Origin of the sequence: Pseudomonas sp. S07E 245 (assembly GCF_019599025.1) — a bacterium.
Taxonomy (GTDB): Bacteria; Pseudomonadota; Gammaproteobacteria; order Pseudomonadales; family Pseudomonadaceae; genus Aquipseudomonas; species Aquipseudomonas shirazensis.
This window is the reverse complement of the sequence record NZ_CP080625.1, coordinates 4,340,692-4,363,605: the sequence shown is the minus strand read 5'-3', so window position 1 is coordinate 4,363,605 and position 22,914 is coordinate 4,340,692. Positions and strand designations below refer to the sequence as shown.

21 protein-coding genes are annotated in these 22,914 nt (G+C 62.3%); 8 read left to right on the top strand and 13 right to left on the bottom strand.

The window, feature by feature from the left end:
* Window positions 1-82 precede the first annotated feature (82 nt).
* The 7 genes from K3F44_RS20080 to K3F44_RS20050 form a co-directional block, all read right to left on the bottom strand.
* The gene (locus tag K3F44_RS20080; RefSeq protein ID WP_220632848.1) at window positions 83-982 is read right to left on the bottom strand and encodes a response regulator; all 900 of its coding nucleotides are present in this window, start codon (window positions 980-982) and stop codon (window positions 83-85) included.
* 164 nt (window positions 983-1,146) lie between these two features.
* Window positions 1,147-1,917 (bottom strand): phosphate signaling complex protein PhoU, encoded by a 771-nt coding sequence (gene phoU / locus K3F44_RS20075; protein ID WP_103435538.1) that lies wholly within the window; start codon window positions 1,915-1,917, stop codon window positions 1,147-1,149.
* An 80-nt stretch (window positions 1,918-1,997) separates the two neighbouring features.
* Complete coding sequence (gene pstB, locus K3F44_RS20070; RefSeq protein ID WP_101322851.1) at window positions 1,998-2,831, bottom strand: phosphate ABC transporter ATP-binding protein PstB; 834 nt, start codon at window positions 2,829-2,831, stop codon at window positions 1,998-2,000.
* A 99-nt stretch (window positions 2,832-2,930) separates the two neighbouring features.
* Entirely contained in the window at window positions 2,931-4,601 is a 1,671-nt protein-coding gene (gene pstA / locus K3F44_RS20065; protein WP_220632847.1) for a phosphate ABC transporter permease PstA, read from the bottom strand.
* A gap of 17 nt (window positions 4,602-4,618) precedes the next feature.
* Window positions 4,619-6,907: an ABC transporter permease subunit gene (locus K3F44_RS20060; RefSeq protein ID WP_220632846.1), complete on the bottom strand. Its 2,289-nt coding sequence runs from the start codon at window positions 6,905-6,907 to the stop codon at window positions 4,619-4,621.
* Between the two features lie 137 nt (window positions 6,908-7,044).
* Window positions 7,045-8,043: a phosphate ABC transporter substrate-binding protein PstS gene (locus tag K3F44_RS20055; protein ID WP_150573458.1), complete on the bottom strand. Its 999-nt coding sequence runs from the start codon at window positions 8,041-8,043 to the stop codon at window positions 7,045-7,047.
* Window positions 8,044-8,204: 161 nt separating this feature from the next.
* Entirely contained in the window at window positions 8,205-9,494 is a 1,290-nt protein-coding gene (locus K3F44_RS20050) for an MFS transporter (RefSeq protein WP_150570346.1), read from the bottom strand.
* 353 nt (window positions 9,495-9,847) lie between these two features.
* Between K3F44_RS20050 and K3F44_RS20045 the strand changes: the two genes are divergently transcribed.
* Together K3F44_RS20045 and K3F44_RS20040 are read left to right on the top strand one after the other, a co-directional pair.
* Window positions 9,848-10,246 (top strand): acyl-CoA thioesterase, encoded by a 399-nt coding sequence (locus K3F44_RS20045; protein ID WP_101322846.1) that lies wholly within the window; start codon window positions 9,848-9,850, stop codon window positions 10,244-10,246.
* Between the two features lie 70 nt (window positions 10,247-10,316).
* Window positions 10,317-11,216, top strand: a complete 900-nt coding sequence (locus tag K3F44_RS20040; RefSeq protein WP_220632845.1) for a D-hexose-6-phosphate mutarotase — start codon at window positions 10,317-10,319, stop codon at window positions 11,214-11,216.
* 171 nt (window positions 11,217-11,387) lie between these two features.
* On the opposite strand, the gene K3F44_RS20035 is transcribed toward K3F44_RS20040, so the two are convergent.
* The 5 genes from K3F44_RS20035 to K3F44_RS20015 form a co-directional block, all read right to left on the bottom strand.
* Entirely contained in the window at window positions 11,388-11,921 is a 534-nt protein-coding gene (locus K3F44_RS20035; protein ID WP_181088500.1) for a DUF3299 domain-containing protein, read from the bottom strand.
* Window positions 11,922-11,970: 49 nt separating this feature from the next.
* On the bottom strand, window positions 11,971-12,216 hold the full coding sequence (locus K3F44_RS20030; protein ID WP_101322843.1) for a GlsB/YeaQ/YmgE family stress response membrane protein: 246 nt from the start codon (window positions 12,214-12,216) through the stop codon (window positions 11,971-11,973).
* A 97-nt stretch (window positions 12,217-12,313) separates the two neighbouring features.
* Complete coding sequence (locus K3F44_RS20025; RefSeq protein WP_101322842.1) at window positions 12,314-13,396, bottom strand: 5-(carboxyamino)imidazole ribonucleotide synthase; 1,083 nt, start codon at window positions 13,394-13,396, stop codon at window positions 12,314-12,316.
* 10 nt (window positions 13,397-13,406) lie between these two features.
* Complete coding sequence (gene purE, locus K3F44_RS20020) at window positions 13,407-13,898, bottom strand: 5-(carboxyamino)imidazole ribonucleotide mutase (protein ID WP_101322841.1); 492 nt, start codon at window positions 13,896-13,898, stop codon at window positions 13,407-13,409.
* A gap of 174 nt (window positions 13,899-14,072) precedes the next feature.
* Complete coding sequence (locus tag K3F44_RS20015; protein ID WP_101322840.1) at window positions 14,073-15,002, bottom strand: LysR substrate-binding domain-containing protein; 930 nt, start codon at window positions 15,000-15,002, stop codon at window positions 14,073-14,075.
* Window positions 15,003-15,182: 180 nt separating this feature from the next.
* On the opposite strand from K3F44_RS20015, the gene aspA reads away from it, so the two are divergent.
* The 4 genes from aspA (at window position 15,183) to K3F44_RS19995 (ending at window position 20,042) form a co-directional block, all read left to right on the top strand.
* Window positions 15,183-16,607 (top strand): aspartate ammonia-lyase, encoded by a 1,425-nt coding sequence (gene aspA / locus K3F44_RS20010; protein WP_101322839.1) that lies wholly within the window; start codon window positions 15,183-15,185, stop codon window positions 16,605-16,607.
* A 179-nt stretch (window positions 16,608-16,786) separates the two neighbouring features.
* Entirely contained in the window at window positions 16,787-17,779 is a 993-nt protein-coding gene (locus K3F44_RS20005; RefSeq protein ID WP_220632844.1) for an AraC family transcriptional regulator, read from the top strand.
* Window positions 17,780-17,895: 116 nt separating this feature from the next.
* On the top strand, window positions 17,896-18,936 hold the full coding sequence (locus K3F44_RS20000; RefSeq protein ID WP_101322837.1) for a histone deacetylase family protein: 1,041 nt from the start codon (window positions 17,896-17,898) through the stop codon (window positions 18,934-18,936).
* A gap of 2 nt (window positions 18,937-18,938) precedes the next feature.
* Window positions 18,939-20,042 (top strand): polyamine ABC transporter substrate-binding protein, encoded by a 1,104-nt coding sequence (locus K3F44_RS19995; protein ID WP_101322836.1) that lies wholly within the window; start codon window positions 18,939-18,941, stop codon window positions 20,040-20,042.
* 156 nt (window positions 20,043-20,198) lie between these two features.
* Here K3F44_RS19995 and K3F44_RS19990 read toward each other — a convergent pair whose 3' ends face one another.
* Window positions 20,199-21,725, bottom strand: coding sequence for a PLP-dependent aminotransferase family protein (locus K3F44_RS19990; RefSeq protein ID WP_220632843.1), 1,527 nt, complete (start codon window positions 21,723-21,725; stop codon window positions 20,199-20,201).
* A gap of 89 nt (window positions 21,726-21,814) precedes the next feature.
* Here K3F44_RS19990 and K3F44_RS19985 point away from each other — a divergent pair, with 89 nt between their 5' ends.
* Both K3F44_RS19985 and K3F44_RS19980 read left to right on the top strand, forming a co-directional pair.
* Window positions 21,815-22,444: an FMN-binding negative transcriptional regulator gene (locus K3F44_RS19985; protein ID WP_220632842.1), complete on the top strand. Its 630-nt coding sequence runs from the start codon at window positions 21,815-21,817 to the stop codon at window positions 22,442-22,444.
* A gap of 11 nt (window positions 22,445-22,455) precedes the next feature.
* Window positions 22,456-22,902, top strand: coding sequence for a GNAT family N-acetyltransferase (locus K3F44_RS19980; RefSeq protein ID WP_101322833.1), 447 nt, complete (start codon window positions 22,456-22,458; stop codon window positions 22,900-22,902).
* Window positions 22,903-22,914: the final 12 nt, after the last annotated feature.

Below are 22,914 nucleotides of genomic sequence, written 5' to 3'. Positions count from 1 at the left end.
GCGGATTGCCATTGGGTATGGCAGTTGGTCGGCGCAGCCGCGGCCCGTGCTGACAGGGGCCGCGGCTGCGTCGGACAGCGCCTCACGCGCCGGGAGTGAAGTGCTTCTGAGTAGTGCCGCGGGCAATCAAGCGCGACAGGTAGTCGAGCTTCTGCGCGTCTTGGTCGACAAACTTGAAGGTCAGCTGCAGCCAGTCGCTGTCCGGCTTCGGCTCCATCGCCGCCACTGCATGCAGATAGCCGTTCAGACGCGCGACTTCAGCGTTGTCACCCTGCTCAAGGTCGAGCACCGCGCCTTCAAGCACCTGCGGCAGGTTGGCGCTGCGACGCACCACCAGCAGCGCTTCCTTCAGGCTCAGGGCTTTGATCACACAGGCTTGCGCGCCGCTGGCGAGGCGCAATTGGCCTTGGCCACGACCGGCCGGTGCGGCACTTGGCGCGGCCTTCGGTGCTGCTGCGGCGACCAGCGGCCGGGCAGCCTCGGCGGCCACCGGAGCGGCTCTGACAGCCTCCGGGCGACCACCGGTCAAGGCGCTCAGCGAGTCATTGGCAAACGCGGAATTGACCTTGGCCACGCCGCCCGACGTCAGGCTGTCGAGCTTGCCGATCTTGCTCAGGGATTTTTTCACCTTGGTCAGCAGCTGTTCGTTGGTGAACGGCTTGCCGACAAAATCGGACACCCCGGCTTGAATCGCCTGAATCACGTTTTCCTTGTCGCCACGGCTGGTCACCATGATGAACTGCAGGGCTTTCATCTCTGGCTGCTGACGGCACCAGGTGAGCAATTCCAGGCCCGACATTTCCGGCATTTCCCAGTCGCACAGAACCAGGTCGAAATGCTCCTTACCGAGCAATGCCATGGCTTTGCGGCCGTTCACTGCATCTTCGATGACCATACCCGGGAAGGCGTTGCGCAGGCACTTCTTTACCAGATCGCGAATGAACGGGGCGTCATCCACAACCAGCACATTGACTTTACTCATCGATACTCCTCTTGATCCCGACTAGCATAACGCTCACTGATGGCCATTTGCCAAGCAGCGAATCAGGTCGGGGCGTCGCACACTGTTCGCGGGTGCCTGCTGGCTGCTCGACCGCAAACGAAAACGCCCGGCACTGGGCCGGGCGTTGAGGCTCGGGAGCAATCCTATTTATCGTCCGATTCAGCCAAAACATTAGCGATTTCAGCCTCGCGGCCTGCGGTGCCTTCGACCTCGGCTTTCATCCGCTTCAAGCCCATGTGGCGCACGTCGGTGCCGCGCACCAGGTAGATCACCAGTTCGGCGATGTTGCGTGCGTGATCGCCGATCCGCTCCAGCGAACGCAATGCCCAGATCACGCTGAGTACCCGCGAGATCGACCGTGGGTCTTCCATCATGTAGGTGACCAGCTCGCGCAGCGCAGTCTTGTATTCGCGGTCGATTGTCTTGTCGTACTGCGCTACCGACAGCGCCAGCTCGGCGTCGAAGCGGGCAAATGCGTCCAGTGCGTCGCGGACCATGTTGCGCACCTGGTCGCCGATGTGGCGCACCTCGACGTAACCACGCGGCGACTCGCCTTCTTCACACAGCTGGATGGCGCGGCGAGCGATCTTGGTCGACTCGTCGCCGATGCGCTCAAGGTCGATTACCGATTTGGAAATGCTGATGATCAGGCGCAGGTCAGAAGCCGCCGGCTGTCGACGGGCCAGAATGCGCACGCATTCTTCGTCGATGTTGCGCTCCATCTGGTTGATCTGCTCATCGACTTCGCGCACTTGCTGGGCCAGGCCCGAGTCAGCCTCGATCAGCGCGGTGACCGCATCGTTGACCTGCTTCTCGACCAGCCCGCCCATGGCCAGCAGGTGGCTGCGCACTTCTTCGAGCTCGGCATTGAACTGCTGGGAGATGTGATGGGTAAGGCTTTCTTTGTTGATCATGCGTTCGCTCCGCGCAGAAGCCAGCTGCTGCAAGCTTCAAGGTATTCGGGTCGGTGCCGGCGTGAAGCCGGCAGCGGCTGCTAGCCGTAACGACCGGTGATGTAGTCTTCGGTCTGCTTCTTGGCCGGGTTGGTGAACAGCGTATCGGTGTCCCCATACTCGATCAGTTTGCCCATGTACATGAACGCGGTGTAGTCGGAGACGCGCGCCGCCTGCTGCATGTTGTGGGTGACGATGACGATGGTGTACTTGGATTTCAACTCGTAGATCAGTTCTTCGACCTTGAGCGTGGAAATCGGGTCGAGCGCCGAGCACGGCTCATCGAGCAGCAGCACTTCTGGCTCGACGGCAATCGTGCGGGCAATCACCAGACGTTGCTGCTGACCACCGGACAGGCCCAGAGCCGACTCGTGCAGGCGGTCTTTGACCTCATCCCACAAGGCCGCGCCGCGTAGCGCCCATTCGACCGCTTCGTCGAGGGTGCGCTTCTTGTTGATGCCCTGGATGCGCAGGCCGTAGACCACGTTCTCATAGATAGTCTTGGGGAATGGGTTGGGCTTCTGAAACACCATGCCGACCCGACGACGCAGCTCGGCTACGTCTTCGCCCTTGCGGTAGATGTTGGTGCCGTAGAGGTTGATTTCGCCTTCTACGCGGCAACCGTCAACCAGGTCGTTCATCCGGTTGAAGGTGCGCAGCAAGGTCGACTTGCCGCAGCCGGACGGGCCAATGAAGGCGGTCACGCGCTGCTTGGGGATATTCAGGCTGACGTCGAACAGCGCCTGCTTGTCGCCGTAGTACAGAGACAGGCCAGGCACTTCGATGGCTACAGCTTCTTCAGCCAGGCGCAGGCTCTGCTTGTTGCGACCCAGGGCCGACATGTCGATGCCATGAGCTTGAGTTTCATGTTGCATGGTTTCACTCCGTTTGTAGCTGCCGGCTTCGAGCTGCAAGCTGCGGTCTGGGCAAAAGCGCCTGGCTGCTGAGCCCGGCGCTTGTGGCGTGAAGCTGAATCAGTGGTCGAGCGCCTTGTACTTCTCGCGCAGGTGGTTACGCATCCACACCGCCGACAGGTTGAGCGTGGCAATCACCAGCACCAGCAGCAACGCGGTGGCGTACACCAGCGGCCGCGCGGCTTCGACGTTGGGGCTCTGGAAGCCGACGTCGTAGATGTGGAAGCCCAGGTGCATGATCTTCTGATCAAGGTGCAGATAAGGGTAGTTGCCGTTGACCGGCAGCGTCGGCGCCAGCTTGACCACCCCCACCAGCATCAGCGGCGCGACTTCGCCAGCGGCGCGGGCGACGGCGAGGATCATGCCGGTCATCATCGCCGGGCTGGCCATCGGCAGCACGATCTTCCACAGCGTCTCGGATTTGGTTGCACCGAGCGCCAGCGAGCCTTCGCGCAGGGTCCGCGGGATTCGCGCCAAGCCTTCTTCAGTGGCCACGATCACTACCGGCACGGCCAGCAACGCCAGGGTCAGCGATGCCCAGAGCAGGCCCGGGGTACCCAAGGTCGGCGCTGGCAACGCTTCCGGGAAGAACAGCCGGTCGATCGAGCCGCCCAGCACGTAGACAAAGAAGCCCAGGCCAAACACGCCGTAGACGATCGCCGGGACGCCGGCGAGGTTGTTCACGGCGATGCGGATCAGCCGGGTGACCGGGCCCTGCCGGGCGTATTCACGCAGATAGACCGCCGCGAGCACACCGAACGGGGTGACGATGATGGCCATGATCAGGGTCATCATCACCGTGCCGAAGATGGCCGGGAAGATCCCGCCCTCGGTGTTTGCCTCACGCGGGTCGTCGCTGAGGAATTCCCACACTTTGGCGAAATAGGTGCCCAGCTTGGTAACGATGCCCATGCCGTTCGGCTGATAGGCATGTACGACCTTGTCGAGGTTGATCTCCAGCTCGCGGCCATTGCCATCGCGCACCACCAGGCTGTCCCGGCTGAAATCGCGGTGCAGCGCGCCGAGGCGTTCTTCGATGGCCTTGTAGCGGCTATTCAGCTCGGCACGCTCGGACTCAAGGTCTGCCTGCGCGGTGGCGTCCAGCTTGCCCGCCAGCTCCAGCTTGCGGCTCTGCAGGCGCAGGCGTTCAAGGCCATGGTTGATGGCACCGATGTCTTTCTTCTCAAGGTCTTGAAGCTCGCCGGCAAGTTCGCTCGCGCGTTTCAGGCGGGCTTGCAGTTCGCCCCAGGCCGCATCGCCCTGGGCCACTACCTGGCCTTCCTGCTTGACGCTGACCAGGTAGCCATAGAAGTTGCCCCACTCGCGGCGCTCCAAGGCGATCAAGTCCGCCGGGGCGGTCTGATCGACCAGCCAGTCGCCGACCACCCAGGTGAAGTCGCTGCCATTGATGTCGCGGTTGCCGACCTTGATCAGCTCCCGAGTCATGAATTCCGGGCCGTTGTCCGGCACTGGCAGGCCAGCGCCCTTGAGCCGCGCCAGGGGTACCTGTTCCTGCTGCACTACTTCGCCGACGACGATGTGCTCGGCCTGCCCTGGCACCTTGTAGGTGGCCTGGATCACGTCGGCCGGCCAGAAGTGGCCAAGGCCGCGCACGGCGATCACCGCCAGCAGGCCAACGGTCATGATCACGGCGATGGCGACAGCGCCACCGCTGATCCAAACGCCGGGAGCGCCGCTCTTGAACCAGCCTTTGAGGGAATCCTTTTTCACGGATCTCTACCTTTCTATCAAAGCGACGAGTATTTCTTGCGCAGACGCTGACGAATCAGCTCGGCCAGGGTGTTCATCACAAAGGTGAACATCAGCAGCACCAGCGCGGCGAGGAACAGTACCCGGTAGTGGCTGCCGCCGACTTCCGACTCCGGCATTTCCACCGCGACGTTGGCCGCGAGGGTGCGCATGCCTTCGAACAGGTTCATCTCCATCACCGGCGTGTTGCCGGTGGCCATCAGCACGATCATGGTTTCGCCGACTGCGCGGCCCATGCCGATCATCAGCGCCGAGAAGATCCCCGGGCTGGCCGTCAGAATCACCACTCGGGTGAGGGTCTGCCAGGGCGTTGCGCCCAGCGCCAGCGAACCCAGGGTCAGGCTGCGCGGCACGCTGAACACGGCGTCTTCGGCGATCGAGTAGATGTTCGGGATGACCGCAAAGCCCATCGCGATACCGACCACCAGGGCGTTGCGCTGGTCGTAGGTGATGCCCAGGTCATTGCTGATCCACAGGCGCATGTCGCCGCCGAAGAACCAGCTCTCGAGGAACGGGCTCATGGACAGCGACAGCCAGCCAGTGAAGAGGATCACCGGCAGCAGGATCGCGGCTTCCCAGCCGTCCGGCACGCGCAGGCGGATCGACTCAGGCAGGCGGCTCCAGCCAAAGCCGGCCAGAAGAATACCCAATGGCATCAGCAGGAACAGGCTGAACACGCCCGGCAAGTGCGCTTCCAGGTACGGCGCGAGGAACAGACCGGCGAAGAAGCCGAGAATCACCGTCGGCATCGCCTCCATCAACTCGATCACCGGCTTGACCTTGCGGCGCATGCCCGGAGCCATGAAGTAGGCGGTGTAGATCGCAGCAGCGATGGCCAGCGGTGCCGCCAGAATCATCGCGTAGAAGGCTGCCTTGAGGGTGCCGAAGGTCAGTGGCGACAGGCTCAGCTTGGGCTCGAAGTCGGTGTTCGAGGCAGTCGACTGCCAGACGTACTTCGGCTCCTCGTAGTTCTCGTACCAGACCTTGCCCCACAGCGCGCTCCAGGACACTTCCGGGTGCGGGTTCTTCAGGCTCAACGGCAGCAGTTTGCCGCTTTGCTCGATGATGATGCGGTTAGCCCGCGGCGACAGGGCCAGAATGCCTGCGCCATCGGCAACTGGCTCGACCAGCAAGGTGCGGTGCGCGGTGCTGTGGAACACGCCCAGCTGGCCGGCGCTGTCCAGAGCAATGAAGCCCTTGCGGCGCTCTTCGGCGTCGATCTGCACCACCGGCGCGGTACCGAGCTGGAAGCTGCGGATCAGTTTGAAGCGCGACTCGCCATCCGGGTCGCGGGCCATGAACCACTGGCTCAGGCCGCCCTTGGAATCACCAAAGATCAGCGAGATACCGCCCACCAGCTGGGTGCTCGCGGTGATTTCTGCCTGGCCGTCTTCGAGCAGCTTGTAGCGACCGTTGAGATTCTTGTCGCGCAGGCTGAACACATCGGCCTGGGCGCGACCGTTGACCACATACAGCCACTGCTGACGCGGGTCGACATAGATCGCTTTGACCGTTTCGGTCATCTGCGGCAGGTCGATGCTGGTCTGCTCGCTGCTGACCTCGCCGGTCATCATGTTTTCTTCGCGGGTCAGCTGGCTGACCAGCAACTGCGAGCCGTGCGAGCCGGCCAGGATCAGCGACTCACCATTGAGACTGACGTTGACATGTTCCAGCGCGCGGCCTGCGCTATCGAGCACGAATGGCGTCTCGCCGTAAGGGAAGTCGATGCCCGGGTTGATGGTCTTCTTGTTGTCCGGGTAGGTGACCTTGTAGGTGTGACTGAACACCAGTGCCTGACCGTTGGACAGACCCAGCACGATCAGCGGGCTGCCCGGTTGATCAGCGCTGATCGAGGTCACGTGCGCAGCGGCCGGGACTGGCAGGTCAACACGTTTCAGCTCGGCACCGGTCTTGCTGTCGAAGAACAACGCCTGACCTTGGTCGGACACGCGCAGGCCAACCAGGTTTTGTTCTTCAAGCGCGATCAACAGCGGCTTGCCGGCATCCTGCTGCAGCCAGGTGGGCTGCAACGCCTGCTTGCGGGTCAGCTCGGCGCCCTGGAACAGCGGCAGCACCACGTAAGCCAGATAGAAGAAGATCAAGGTGATCGCCGCAAGCACGGCAAGCCCGCCCACCAGTACATACCAGCGGGTCAGGCGATCTTTGAGGGCGCGCATGCGGCGCTTGCGTTGCAACTCGGGCGTATTGAAGTCAATGCGCACCGGCGGAGCCTTGTCGCTCATGGTGGAGTTGGCCAGATCATTCATGCGCACACCCTAGCGGTCCCATATTACAAAAACATGACAGTGCGTTGACGCAACAAAGCCCGCCGCACAGTAAGCCTGGCGCCGGACCGAAAATAGCTGACAGGGCCGGCCCGCAGGCCAACCCCGTCCAGTGTTACTTAATGCTTGGCAACGTTGCCGGCATGCGACAGGCCCAGATCAGCCAGCGCCTTGGCAGCTACCTTGGCCGGCAGCGGGATGTAGCCATCTTTTACTACAACCTGCTGGCCTGCTTGCGACAGCACCAGCTTGATGAACTCGGCGTCGAGCGGAGCCAGCGGCTTGTTCGGCGCCTTGTTGACATAGACGTAGAGGAAGCGCGACAGCGGGTACTTGCCGTTGAGGGCGTTCTCTTCGTTGTCTTCGATGAACTCGCCACCTTCTTTCTTGGCCAGCGGCACGGTCTTGACACTGGCAGTCTTGTAGCCGATGCCCGAGTAGCCAATGCCGTTCAGCGAGCTGCTGATCGACTGTACCACCGAAGCCGAACCAGGCTGCTCATTGACGTTAGGCTTGAAGTCGCCTTTGCACAGGGCTTCTTCCTTGAAGTAGCCGTAGGTGCCGGATACCGAGTTGCGACCGAACAGCTGCACCGGCTTGTTGGCCAGGTCGCCGGTCACACCGAGGTCACCCCAGGTTTTCACGTCGGCCTTGGCACCGCACAGGCGCGTCGACGAGAACACCGCATCGACCTGCGCCATGGTCAGGCCCTTGATCGGGTTGTCCTTGTGCACGAAGACTGCCAGGGCGTCGACCGCGACCGGGATAGCAGTTGGCTTGTAGCCGTACTTCTGCTCGAAGGCCTGCAGCTCGACGTCCTTCATCTTGCGGCTCATCGGGCCGAGGTTGGCGGTGCCTTCGGTCAGCGCGGGTGGCGCAGTCGAGGAGCCGGCAGCCTGAATCTGGATGTTTACGTTGGGGTATTCCTTCTTGTAGGCCTCGGCCCACAGAGTCATCAGGTTCGCCAAAGTATCGGAACCGACGCTGGAGAGGTTGCCCGATACACCGGTGGTCTTGGTGTAAGTCGGGATCGCTGGGTCGACAGCGGCCACCGCGTTGGCGGTTGCAACGCCAGCGGCGACGAACGTGAGGGCCGCCATCAAACGCTTCAGTTTCATGCCTTGCTCCTAGCAGGAATAGGGGGTGTGCTGGATGGAACGGGCCCCAGTATCTGCAGGGCGCATGAACACTCTATGACTTCAATGTGACAATTGGATGAAAGGCCATCATCGCACCCGCGAGATGGCCTTTCACTTTTGCTCGAGTTGAAACGCCTTTGTCAGCGTTTTTTCGCCAGCAGATACAAGCCCACCAGCAGGCCGACCGTGCACAGCACCGCCACGTAGTAAGCCGGCGCCATCGGGCTGATCTTCAACAGGCCGGTCACCGCCATCGGCGTCAGCCCGCCGAAGATCGCATAGGCGACATTGTAGGAGAACGACAAGCCGCTGAAGCGCACCGCCGCTGGAAACGCCTTGACCATCACATACGGCACCGCGCCAATCACGCCCACGCACAGACCGGTGACCGCATACAGCGGGAACAGCAGCTCGGGGTGGTTGGGCAGGCTGTGGTAGAAGCTCCACGAGCTGGCCAGCAGCGCCAGGCTGCCGATCACCAACACACGCCCGGCACCGAAGCGGTCGGCCAGGCTACCGGCGGCAATGCAACCCAGGCTGAGCAGGACGATGGCCACGCTGTTGGCCTTGAGCGAATCCAGCGCGCTGACCTGGTACAGCGTCTGCAGCAGCGCCGGGGTCATCAGGATGACGACCACGATGCCTGCCGACAGCAGCCAGGTCAGCAGCATCGACAGCACGATCGCGCCACGGTGGTCACGCAGCACTGCCCGCAGCGGCAGCTCTTCGGCGAGGGCCTTGCGTTGCTGCATCTCGGCGAACACCGGGGTTTCGTGCAGCCAGCGGCGCAGGTACACCGAGAACAGGCCGAATACACCGCCGACCAGGAACGGGATGCGCCAGGCGTAATCGGCCACTTCCACCGGGGTGTAGACGGTGTTGATCAGGGTTGCCACCAGCGAGCCGAGCAAGATGCCCGCGGTCAGCCCGGCGGTCAGGGTGCCGCAAGCGTAGCCGGTATTGCGCGCCGGCACGTGCTCGGAGACGAACACCCAGGCGCCGGGCACTTCCCCGCCAATCGCCGCGCCCTGGATCACCCGCATCAGCAGCAACAGGATCGGCGCCCACAGGCCGATCTGCGCGTAGGTCGGCAGCAGGCCCATGATCAGCGTCGGCAGAGCCATCATGAAGATGCTCAGGGTGAACATCTTCTTGCGCCCGAGCAGGTCACCGAAGTGCGCCATGATGATGCCGCCCAAGGGCCGGGCCAGGTAACCCGCGGCAAAGATGCCGAAGGTCTGCATCAGACGCAGCCATTCGGGCATGTCCGGCGGAAAGAACAGCTTGCCGACCACGGTGGCAAAGAACACGAAGATGATGAAATCGTAGAACTCCAGCGCCCCGCCCAGGGCGGACAGCGAGAGCGTCTTGTAGTCACTGCGGGTCAGCGGCCGCGAAGGCTGCTCGATACTGCTCGGCACGGAGGTCATCGGAGGTCTCTTGTAGGACGTGCAGGCCGCTTGTAACGCGGCTTCTGGATAGTTGAGGGAGGAAGATAACAAATTGCCTGCCGGCGCTCATAGCGGCAGAAAAACTCTCTCGATATTCATCAATGCATGGTCGTGCCTGGCGGCAGGCGTCTATATACTGCCCATTCGAATGAAAAGAATGCTCCCGTTGTGGGATGTTGTGCGAAAACGCCGGTCATTATGCTCAGGCGGTTTCGCAGAGTTTCCCTGCGGCCGCCCTCCAAAACGAAATCAGCGTAGTATGAGCTGATCGTTTTCACGGCGACCTTGATTGCGCCAACCAACGAAGCGTCACGGGTCAGAGGCCCCACGGCATGATTGAGCTCGAACAAGAAGATCCTATTCCGCAAGGCGATTTGGCTCTGCAGATCACCGCGTTGCCCCGCGAAACCAATGGCTTTGGCGATATCTTCGGCGGCTGGCTGGTCGCGCAGATGGACCTCGCCGGTACCGCCATGGCCAGCCGCGTTGCCGGTGGCCGGGTGGCAACCGTAGCTATCGACCGCATGGCCTTTCTGGTCCCGGTGGCGGTTGGCGCGCAACTGTCGTTCTACACCCAAACGGTGGAAATCGGCCGCAGCTCGATCCAGATGATGGTCGAAGTGTGGAGCGACGACCCGCTGTCCAGCGAATGGCGCAAGGTCACCGAGGCGGTGTTCGTGTTCGTCGCCATCGATGGCAGTGGCCGCACCCGCTCGGTCCCTCGTCGCTGAGCCACGCCGGGGTTAAACTCGTTGCACAGCACAGGGTCGAAAACCCAGGTGCAAACAACGAGATGAGCGTATGGCTAACTTTCAGGTCGAAACCGAAACCCACGGCGAGCTTGCTTGCTGGCGCGTCAGCTGCCCGCAGGCGGAACTGCTGATTGCTCAGCAAGGCGCGCAGATTCTCAGCTACCAGCGCATCGGCCAACCGCCGCTGCTGTGGTTGAGTGAACAAGCGCTGTTTCGTCAGGGCAAATCGGTGCGTGCCGGGGTCCCGGTATGCTGGCCGTGGTTTGGCAACCTGCAACGTAACCCACTATCTGTTCAAAAAATGTACAACGGCACAGAGGCCCCGGCTCATGGGCTGGTGCGTGGCCGGGACTGGCAGTTGCTGGGCATCGAGCAGGTTGGCGAAACGGTCCAGATCCAGTTCTCGCTGCCTGAGGCTGCCAACGGCGAACTGCCGGGCTGGCCGCACAAGGTCGAGCTCACGCTGCTGATCGAAGTTGGCGCGCAGCTCAGTGTCACCCTCACCAGTCACAACCTCGGGGATGACAGCGTCACCATCAGCCAGGCCTTGCACAGCTACTTTGCCGTAAGCGATGTGCGCCAGGCGCAGGTCGAGGGTGTTGCAGGGCTGAGCTACATCGAAACCCTGGCTGACTGGGAGCAGCGCACGCAGCAGGGCGCGCTGGCGTTCAGCGGCGAAACCGACCGGATCTACCTCGATAGCCCTGAGCAGCTAAGCATTGTCGACCCGCACTGGCAGCGACGGATTACCCTGACCAGCAGCGGCTCGCGCTCGGCGGTGATCTGGAACCCCTGGACCGACCGCGCCCGCGAATTGCCGGACATGGCAGACGATGGCTGGCAGCGCATGCTGTGCATCGAGACGGCGAATGTCTGGGATGATCTGGTCGAGTTGAAGGCTGGTGAGCGCAATGTCTTGAGCGTTCAGATCGCCAGCGAAACGCTCTGATCTGCTGGCCCCGGTGAGGGCTGCGCCCTCATTTCGCGGCACAAGGCCGCTCCTACAGGGGACCGCGTTGCCAGGTAATGCGCGATCCCTGTAGGAGCGGCCTTGTGTCGCGAAAGGGCTGCGAAGCGGCCCCAAAATTCTGCGGTGCTGCAAATATCCTGGTGGCCTACATCACAGGTCCGCATCTTCCACGACCCGCACCTGCTTGGCCTCCAACGCATAGGCAGCATCCGCCAGATCATTGCTGACCTTTTCCACCTGCAGACGCCCGCTGACCCACAGCGGTGTGTAGATATCGTCGATCTTCAGACCTTTCGGATAGCGCACCAGCACCAACTGATTGGGCGGTGGCGGTGGTACGTGGATGCAGGCGCCTGGATACGGCACCAGGAAGAACAACGTGCTGTTGCCCTTGGCGTCGCTTTCCAGCGGCACCGGATAACCACCGAGGCGAATCTGCTTGCCGTTCATGGCCGGCACGGTCTTGCTCGAGTACATCACTGCCGGCAAGCCTTTGCTCTGCTTGAGGCCGCCCTTGTCGGTAAAGGTACCGGTAGCTTCAGGCGAGTCGTGGTCGATTTCTGGCATCTGCTCCAGCGCCAGTTGGTCCGACTTGGGCATCAGTTCCAGCCAGTCGGTTTCGGGCAGCTCGGCATGGGCCAGGGTGCTGGCCAGTAGCAGGGGAAGGAGGAACAACGCACGCATGAGAACGCTCGGCAACTCGGGGAGAATTGCCGAGCATTCTACCGTGCAATCAGCGTTTCTTGATCATGCCGTAGATCACCAGCAGGACCACGGCGCCAACCAGCGCACCGAAGAAGCCTGCAGCCTGACCGGCCTGATAGATGCCCAGTGCCTGGCCGCCGTAGGTCGCCAGCAGGGAGCCTGCGATACCCAGGAGGATGGTCATGATCCAGCCCATGCTGTCGTCGCCTGGCTTGATGAAGCGCGCCAGCAAGCCAACGATGAGGCCGATGAAAATGGTTCCGATGATGCCCATGGCAATCCCTCTGCATTTGAAGATGAGGCATGCCAAAGCCTAGACAGCGCTTTGGCATGTTGCCATCTCAGAGGGCAGGCAACCGGCAGAGGTTCCCTCAGCCTGCGATCAACGCCTCTACTTCGGCGATTTTCTCATGCAGGCTGACCATGTCGGCGCAGCGCAGAGTGGCATGGCCGACCTTGCGCCCGGCCTTGAAGGCCTTGCCGTAGTGATGCAGGTGGCAGTCGTCGACGGCAACGATCTTGTCCACCGCCGGCACTTCACCGATGAAGTTGAGCATGGCGCTCTCACCGACCTTGGCAGTTGAACCCAACGGCAGGCCGGCGATGGCCCGCAGGTGGTTCTGGAACTGGCTGCACTCGGCGCCTTCGATGGTCCAGTGCCCGGAGTTGTGCACGCGCGGGGCGATTTCGTTGGCCTTGAGGCCACCGTCGACTTCGAAGAACTCGAACGCCATCACGCCGACATAGTCGAGCTGCTTGAGCACGCGGCCAACGTAGTCTTCGGCCAGCGACTGCAACGGGTGGTCTTCACTGGCGACCGACAGGCGCAGAATGCCGTTGTCGTGGGTGTTGTGCACCAGCGGGTAGAAGCGCGTTTCGCCATCGCGACCACGCACCGCCACCAGCGACACTTCGCCAGTGAACGGCACGAAGCCTTCGAGCAGGCACGGCACGCTGCCCAGCTCGGCAAAGGTACCGACCACATCTTCAACTGTGCGCAGCACCTTCTGGCCCTTGCCGTCGTAACCCAGGGTACGGGTCTTGAGCACGGCCGGCAGGCCGATGCTGGCGACTGCCGCGTCGAGGTCAGCCTGCGAGAGGATGTCGGCGAAGGCTGGGGTCGGAATACCCAGATCGCGGAACATGCTCTTCTCGAACAGACGGTCGCGTGCGATGCGCAGCGCTTCGGCGCTCGGGTACACCGGCACGAACTGCGAGAGGAAAGCCACGGTTTCGGCCGGGACGCTTTCGAACTCGAAGGTTACCAGGTCGACTTCGTCGGCCAACTGGCGCAGGTGGTCCTGGTCGCCATAGTCAGCCCGCAGATGCTCGCCGAGCGGCGCGGCGCAGGCGTCCGGGGCCGGGTCGAGAAATGCGAAGTTCATGCCCAGCGGAGTACCCGCCAGGGCCAGCATGCGGCCCAACTGGCCGCCACCGATTACACCGATCTTCATGTGCTAAGCCTCAAACCTGACGCGGGTCAGGATTGTCCAGGACGGTTTCGGTCTGCTCTACGCGGAACTGCTTGAGCGCTGCGTGGAACTGCGGGTACTTGGCACCGAGGATGCTCGCCGACAGCAGCGCGGCGTTGATCGCGCCAGCCTTGCCGATGGCCAGGGTCGCGACCGGTACGCCGGCCGGCATCTGCACGATCGACAGCAGCGAGTCGACGCCCGAGAGCATGGCCGACTGGACCGGCACGCCGAGTACCGGCAGGTGGGTCTTGGCGGCGCACATGCCTGGCAGGTGGGCAGCGCCACCAGCACCGGCGATGATCACCTCGATGCCACGGCCATCGGCCTCATCGGCATACTGGAACAGCAGATCCGGAGTACGGTGGGCAGAAACCACCTTCACTTCGTAGGGAATGCCGAGTTTTTCCAGCATATCGGCGGTGTGGCTAAGGGTGGACCAATCGGACTTGGAGCCCATGATCACGCCAACCAGTGCACTCATCGTCGAGCCTCTTCGCTTGTGCGCCCGCAGGCGCGTCAAAAAACAACAAGCCACGCGGGACGACCGGCGTGGCTTGTATGCTGATCACGACCGGAATATCTATCCGGTCCAGGGGCCGCGCAGTATAACGTAACGCAAGCGCATCCCGGCACCCCTGGCGACCAACTGTCGAGCCTATTTTTCGGGGGTTTGGCTGACTTTCGGGTCAACTGTGCCGCCTTCCAGTTTGCGCCACAGCAGCCTTACGTTGGCCTTGCGCACCAGTGCGCAGCGGTACAGGCGGATCTCCAGCGGCACATGCCAGGCACTGCTGCCGCATACCGCCAGCTCGCCGCGGGCCAGCTCACCCTGCATCGACAGGCGCGGCACCCAGGCCACGCCCATGCCTTCCAGGGCCATGCTCTTGAGGCTGTCGGCCATCGCCGTTTCATAAACGGTGGTGTAGCGCAGGTTGCGCTGACGCAGCAGCAGGCTCACCGAACGGCCCAGAAACGCCCCGGCGCTGTAGGCCAGCAACGGCACGCTGTTTTCACCTTCCAGGTCGAACAGTGGCTGACCATCCGGCCCGACTGCGCAAACCGGCAGCATCTCGGTGGTGCCCATGTGCAGTGACGGGAAGATCTCGGCATCCATCTGCAGCGCAGCGTCCGGGTCGTAGAAGGCCAGCATCAGGTCACAGCCGCCTTCGCGCAGGGCGTGCACGGCATCACCGACGTTGGTCGCGACCAGCCGTGTGGCGATGTTGAGGCCGTCGTTGCGCAACTGGGCCACCCAGCGCGGGAAGAACCCCGAAGCCAGTGAGTGCGCCGCAGCCACCTGGATAACCTCGCCCTGCCCGCCTTCTAAATGATGCAAATGGCGGAGAACTTCGCTTAATTGGTCGACAACAGTGCGCGCCGTGACCAGAAACAGCTGCCCGGCTTCAGTCAGCTCGATCGGCGTGCGCGAGCGGTTTACCAGGGTCAGCCCGAGTGCCGCTTCAAGGCTGCGGATGCGCCGGCTGAAAGCAGGCTGGGTAACGAAGCGACGCTCGGCCGCCTGCGAAAAACTGCGCGTCGAGGCCAGCGCGCTGAAATCTTCCAGCCATTTGCTTTCTAGGTTCATGCAGCCATCTCCCGGCATGCACCAAAATGGAACACGCTCGAATGTCAGTTGACGTCACATCAATCATTATGCCGTTTGTGCATAGGATAGCGCCTAACAGCATTGGCCGACAAATGCGCTCCAGCCTAGGATTGGCGGCATTCCGGCAGGTGCCGGGTCAAACTCGAGATGATATCTATCATGTCCTCCGCTGCATCGTTCCGCGTCGAAAAAGATCTGCTTGGTACCCTTGAAGTCCCTGCTGATGCCTACTACGGCATCCAGACTTTGCGCGCTGCCAACAACTTCCACCTCTCCGGCGTCCCGCTGTCGCACTACCCGAAACTGGTAGTCGGCCTGGCGATGGTCAAGCAGGCTGCTGCTGATGCCAACCGTGAGCTGGGGCACCTGAGCGATGCCAAGCATGCTGCGATCAGCGAGGCTTGCGCCCGCCTGATCCGTGGTGACTACCACGAGCAGTTCGTGGTCGACATGATTCAAGGCGGTGCTGGTACTTCTACCAACATGAACGCCAACGAAGTCATCGCCAACATCGCGCTGGAGGCCATGGGTCACCAGAAGGGCGAATACCAGTACCTGCACCCGAACAACGACGTGAACATGGCGCAGTCGACCAACGACGCCTACCCGACTGCGATCCGTCTGGGTCTGCTGCTGGGTCACGACGCTCTGCTGGCCAGCCTCGACAGCCTGATCCAGGCCTTCGCTGCCAAAGGTCAGGAATTCAACCACGTACTGAAGATGGGCCGCACCCAGCTGCAGGACGCCGTACCGATGACCCTCGGTCAGGAATTCCGCGCCTTTGCCACGACCATGACCGAAGACCTCAACCGTCTGCGTTCGCTGGCACCTGAGCTGCTCACCGAAATCAACCTCGGCGGCACCGCCATCGGCACCGGCATCAACGCCGACCCGGGCTACCAGATGCTCGCCGTGCAGCGCCTGGCGGCCATCAGCGGCCAGCCACTGGTACCGGCTGCCGACCTGATCGAAGCGACTTCCGACATGGGCGCCTTCGTGCTGTTCTCGGGCATGCTCAAGCGTACTGCGGTCAAGCTGTCGAAGATCTGCAACGACCTGCGCCTGCTGTCCAGCGGCCCACGTACCGGCATCAACGAGATCAACCTGCCAGCGCGTCAGCCAGGCAGCTCGATCATGCCCGGCAAGGTCAACCCGGTTATCCCGGAAGCGGTCAACCAGGTCGCCTTCGCGATCATGGGCAACGACCTCGCCCTGACCATCGCCGCCGAAGGTGGCCAGCTGCAGCTGAACGTGATGGAGCCGCTGATCGCCTACAAGATCTTCGACTCGATCCGCCTGCTCCAGCGCGCCATGGACATGCTGCGCGAGCACTGCATCGTCGACATCACTGCCAACGAACAACGTTGCCGTGAACTGGTCGAGCACTCGATCGGCCTGGTCACCGCACTGAACCCGTACATCGGCTACGAAAACGCCACCCGTATCGCCCGCATCGCCCTGGAAACAGGCCGCGGCGTACTGGAACTGGTGCGTGAAGAGAAGCTGCTCGACGAAGCGATGCTCAACGACATCCTGCGTCCGGAAAACATGATTGCTCCACGCCTGGTGCCACTCAAGGCATAACCGGCTGCTGTAACCCGTCTCACCAGGTTTGAGGGACTAGACACCTCTCGACCTTTCAAGGGCCCGAGCGCATGCATCGGGCCCTTTTTTTATCTGCGCTTTGCCGCCGCGGGGTATCAGCCTGCGGTGCGGCACACAACTTGCTCGCTAATCCCTCCCAAGCCACGGGATAGACGAGCATGCTGCACAGCCACCTGACCACCCTCAATGCCGTTTCGCTGATCCTCAAGGTTTTTCAGGAAGAGCATAACGACGCCTCGAGCCTGCTGGCCGGCAGCGGCATTGGCCCGGCCGACCTTGGCCATGCCGATGCGCGCATCACCACCCAGCAGGAATTGCAGGTGTGTGCCAACGCCGTGGCTCGCCGCGAGGAGATCGGCCTGGAGCTCGGCCGGCGCATGCATGTGTCGTGCTACGGCATGCTCGGTTACGCCTTGCTCTCCAGTGCCACTTTGGGTGACGCCCTGCGCCTGGCGCTGCGCTACCCGGCGTTGTTGGGCACCGTGTTCAGCCTGCGCCTGATCGAAGATGGCCAGCGGGTGTGGCTGAGTGCCAGTGACTACGCCGACAGCCTGGCCTTGGCCAGCTTCAATGCCGAATTCTGCCTGGTATCACTGAAAACCATCTGCGAAGACTTGCTCGGCCAGCCGCTGCCGTTGCTGGCGGCCCGCTTCGCTCAGCCAGCGCCTGGCTATCACGGGCTGTATGCCGAGACTTTCGACTGCCCGCTGGGCTTTGCCGCCCGCGACAACGCCTTCGCCTTCGAGCGGCGCTGGCTGGACACGCCGCTGCCGCTGGCCGACCCGATTACCCACAAGGCCATGAGCGAGCGCTGCCGCCAGCTAAACCTGGAGTTCACCGGGCGTCAGGCCTGGCTCGGGCGGATTCGCCAGCTGTTGCTGCAGCAACTGGATGCAGCACCTGGCCTGGAAGGCCTGGCGCGGCAGATGAACTGCTCATCGCGGACCCTGCGCCGGCACCTGCAATTGCTGGGCAGCAGCTACCAGCAGATCCTCGACAGCCTGCGCTTCGAGCGTGCCAAGCAATTGCTCGCCGAGGACCAGATGCCCATCTACCAAATCGCCGAAACCCTCGGCTTCAGCGAGACGGCGAGTTTCCGCCATGCCTTTCAACGCTGGAGCGGTGTAGCGCCGAGCCACTTTCGCGGTTAGCCCTGAGTGGCCAGCGAGCTTGGCCACATTGATCCCCTTTTGGCCATGCCTGCCGTTCTCCCTCAGCTGCCCGCCCCTGACAATGGGTCACGCCAGTTACTTCGGAGAACAACAAAATGCTGACGATCTATTCCGATGATCACCGCCTGCACCACGGCCGTTGCGAGCTGATCGACGGGCAGCTGATGCCCTGCTTCGAGATGCCTTCGCGCGCCGATCATGTGCTTGAGCGGGTCAAGGCGCGCAATCTTGGCCCGGTACAAGCGCCTCGCGACTTTGGCCGCGCACCGTTGCAGCGCATCCACAGCGCCGACTACCTGAATTTCTTCGAAGGCGCCTGGGCGCGCTGGGCCGCACTGGGCCACGACGGCGACCTGCTGCCATTCACCTGGCCGGCGCGCACTCTGCGCCAGGTCAAACCGACGGGGCTGCATGGTGAGCTGGGTTACTACAGCTTCGATGCCGGTGCACCGATTACCGCCGGCACCTGGCAGGCCGCCTACAGCGCTGCGCAGGTCGCCCTCACCGCCCAGGACGCCATCCAGCAAGGCGCCCATGCCGCCTTTGCGCTGTGCCGGCCACCGGGCCACCATGCCGCCAGCGAAGTCATGGGCGGTTACTGCTACCTGAACAACGCCGCCATCGCCGCCCAGGCATTCCTCGACCAGGGCCACAACAAAGTGGCGATCCTCGACGTCGACTATCACCACGGCAACGGCACTCAGGACATCTTCTACAGGCGTGACGACGTGTTCTTCGCCTCGATCCACGGCGACCCGCAGGATGAATTTCCGTTCTTCCTCGGCTATGCCGATGAGCTTGGCGAAGGCCCCGGCGAGGGCTGCAACATCAATTATCCGCTGCCCGCCGGCAGTGATTGGACGGCGTGGAAGCAGGCGCTGGTGGCGGCCTGCGAGCGCATCGCCCGCTATGCACCGGATGTGCTGGTGATCTCGCTTGGCGTCGATACGTTCAAGGATGACCCGATTTCGCAGTTCAAACTCGACAGCCCGGATTACCTGGAGATGGGCGAGCACATTGCACGGCTGGGCAAGCCGACCTTGTTCGTGATGGAAGGTGGCTACGCTGTGGAAGAAATCGGCATCAACGCAGTCAACGTGCTGGAAGGTTTCCAGCGTGCCCAGCCAGGAGCCTGAACATGATCACCCTCAAGCACATGCTCGCCCCGTTGCTCGCCGTTGGCCTGCTCAGCAGCACAATTCAGGCTCAGGCCGAACAGCGCACGTTGCGCGTGTACAACTGGTTCGACTACATCACCCCGCAGACCCTCACTGATTTCCAGAAAGACAGCCAGGTCAAACTGATCTACGACATCTTCGACACCAACGAAGCGCTTGAAGCCAAGCTGCTGACCGGTAACTCGGGCTATGACGTAGTAGTGCCGTCCAACGTGTTCCTGGCCAAGCAGATCGAGGCCGGCGTGTTCCAGCCGCTGGACCGCAGCAAACTGCCCAACTGGCAGCACCTCGACCCGGCCTTGATGAAGCTGATCGAAGCCAATGACCCCGGCAACAAGTACGCCGTGCCCTATATGTATGGCACCGTGCTGATCGGCTTCAACCCGGCCAAGGTCAAGGCAGCGCTGGGCGACAACGCGCCAGTGGACAGCTGGGACCTGATCTTCAAGGAAGAAAACCTGGCCAAACTCAAGCAGTGCGGCGTGGCCGTTCTCGACTCGCCGTCCGAGGTGCTGCCGCTGGCGCTGAAGTACCTGGGCCTGGACCCCAACAGCAACAAGGCCGAGGACTACAAGAAGGCCGAAGCGTTGCTGCTTAAGATTCGCCCGTATATCACCTACTTCCATTCCTCGAAGTACATGGCTGACATCGCCAATGGCGATATCTGCGTCGCGGTCGGCTATTCCGGCAGCTTCTCCCAGGCCGCCAACCGTGCCCGGGAAGCCAACAATGGCGTAGTCGTGGATATGCGCCTGCCGAAAGAAGGCGCGCCGATCTGGTTCGACATGCTGGCGATTCCGAAGAATGCCGCCAACGCCGAGGACGCGCATGCGTTCATCAACTACCTGCTGCGCCCGGAAGTGATCGCGCCGATCAGCGACTTTGTCGGTTACCCCAACCCCAATAAAGACGCTACCGAGAAGGTCAGCGCGGCGATTCGCAACAACCCCAACCTGTACCCGACGGCTGAGGCGATGCAAACGCTGTACACCCTCAAGCCCTTGGCGCGCGATGCCGAGCGAGCCCGGACCCGCGCCTGGACCCGGATCAAATCTGGTACCTGATAGCATTCGGGCCATCACGCCGCTCTTTGTAGGAGCGGCCTTGTGTCGCGAAAGGCCAGCGTAGCTGGCCCGGCGATATCGGCTGCGAAGGTGAAATCTGGGGCCGCTACGCGCCCCTTTCGCGACACAAGGCCGCTCCTACACACCGCGGTTCTCCTAGCGCCAGGCCTTGCGCAGGCGCATCACGGCGTCTGCAATCTGCGCTTCCGGGACAGCGGCAAAGCCGAGCACCAGCCCTGCGCGCTTATCCACAGGTTCATCGCTGTCTTCCAGCCAATAGCCGCTCAGCGGATTAACCTCTACCCCCGCCGCTTCCGCCAATGCCACCAGCGCCTGTTCTCTGGCAAAGTTATCCACAGGCACCATCACGTGCAGCCCTGCCGCCACTTCCGGCATGGCACCCAAGCCCGCTACGGTGGTCGGCCAACCGGCCTTGAGCACATTGCGCCTGCTCAGTGCCGCCCGCCGCATGCGCCGGATATGGCGCTGGAAATGCCCCAACGCCATGAACTGCGCCATCACCGACTGCGTACCTACCTCGGAATGACGCACCGCCAGCGCACGGGCCTGGCTGAAGGGCTCGACCAAGCTTTGCGGCAACACCAGATACCCCAACCGCAAGGCCGGGAAGGCAATCTTGCCAAAGGTGCCTACGTACAACACCCGCCCCTGCTGATCCAGCGCAGCCAAGGGCGCCAGCGGTGCGCCGCTGTAGCGGTACTCGCCGTCGTAATCGTCCTCGATGATCCAACCGTCGCTGCGCTCGGCCCAGGCCAGCAATTGCAGGCGCCGGGCGAGGCTCATGGTGACGCCGGTGGGGTATTGATGAGCCGGCGTTACATAGGCCACGCGGCAATCCGGTAGCTGCTCGAGCCTGGCGCAATCCAGGCCCTCAGCGTCCACTGGTACTCCCTTGACCTGACCGCCCGCAACTGCAAAGGCGTGCCCTGCCGCCCGGTAGCCCGGGTTTTCCACAGCTACGGCCTGGCCAGGCTGCACCAGCAGCTGTGCACAAAGGGTTATCGCCTGCTGTGCACCACTGGTGATCACTATTTGCCCAGCCGTGCAGCTGATGCCCCTTGATTGGCGCAGGTAAGCGGCGATCAGTTCGCGCAGCTGCGGTTCACCAGCCGGGTCGCCATAGCCAAGCCGGGCTGGATCGGGATTACGCCAGAAACCCGCATGCAGCTTGGCCCAGACGTCGAAGGGGAACAGGTCGAACGCAGGTACGCCGACCCGAAACGCACCAGGAGGACCGCTGCGGGGCGCGGGTAGATGATGATTTTTCAGACGGTCCAACCACACGCTGGAGGACGCATTGCTGGATAAATCCTCAGTGCTTTTATCCACAAATGTGGATAACCCTGTTGATAACCTAGGGTATAACCCTGTGGATACTTCTGTGGACAGTTTTGGCAGGCGGCTGACATAGGTGCCATCGCCCACCCGACTTTCAATGTACCCCTCGGCGTACAACTGGTCGTATGCGCGCACCACGCTGTTGCGCGACAGCGCCAGCACCTTGGCCAGATCGCGGCTGGCTGGGAGCCGGGTGCCACTACTCAGACGACCATCCAGCACCCTCGCGCGCAACGCCTGATACAACTGCAAGCTGAGACCCCGACGGCGGTCGAGCACGATCCCGGCCGGGTCGAATGGCAGTGCAAGCGGCTGATCACGCATGGCATTGGACCTATGAAAACAGTCATTAATGGCTCTTAACCTGAGCCAATAGCCTGCCTAGGATAGAGCCATTGCACAAGGATCCCACCATGTACAACAGCAAACCCCATCAAGAGCATGATCTACAGCGCTTGCAGCAACAGATGCTGGAAACCCGCCTGGCTGTACTCATCACCCACGGCGAACAGGGTTTGCTTGCCAGCCATATCCCGGTGCTGATCGACACCGGCGAAGGTGAGTACGGCACGGTTTATGGCCACCTGGCCCGGGCCAACCGCCAGTGGCAGGAGTTGCAACAAGGCAGCGAAGCATTGCTGGTGTTTGCCGGTGCCGATGCTTATGTCAGCCCCAGCTTCTATCCGAGCAAAGCCGCCACGCACAAGGTCGTGCCGACCTGGAACTACCTGGCCGTGCATGCCTACGGTAGCGCTGAAGTGATCGAGGATGGCGCCGCCCTGCTCGACATCGTCAGCCACCTGACCGACCGCCACGAACAAGGCCGCGACACGCCCTGGCAGGTAGGCGATGCGCCAAGCGACTACATCGAAGGCATGTTGCGCGCCATCGTCGGTTTTCGCTTGCCGATTAGCCGCATACAGGGCGCACGCAAGCTTAGCCAGAACCGCTCCGCCGAAGATGTCGCAGGCGTGCGCGACGGCCTGGCCAGCAGCACCGACCCGCAAGACAACCAACTCGCCGCGCAGATGCGGCCACTGTGAAGGAATCACCCATGCCAGCCGTTATTATCCGCCCCGTCACCGCCGACGATCACGCCGCCTGGCTGCCACTGTGGCAGGCCTACCTACGCTTTTATGAAACCGAGCTGGCCGACGAGGTCAGTGCGGTAACCTGGCAGCGCCAACTCGATCCGCAGCAGCCCACCCACTCGGCGCTGGCCTGGGTCGATGGCAAGGCGGTGGGCATGGTCAACTGGATCTATCATCGTACTAACTGGAGCGTCAGCGACGCCTGCTACCTGCAGGATCTCTATGTCGACGGCAGCCAGCGCGGCCTGGGTATCGGCCGCCAGCTGATCGAGCATGTGCACAGTACCGCCAAGGCCATCGGTTGCTGCAAGGTCTACTGGATGACCCACGAGACCAATGCCACCGCCATCAAGCTGTACGAGCAGGTGGCCGAACGCCCAGGCTTTATCCAATTCCGGCAAACGCTGTAAGACAGGAGCCGT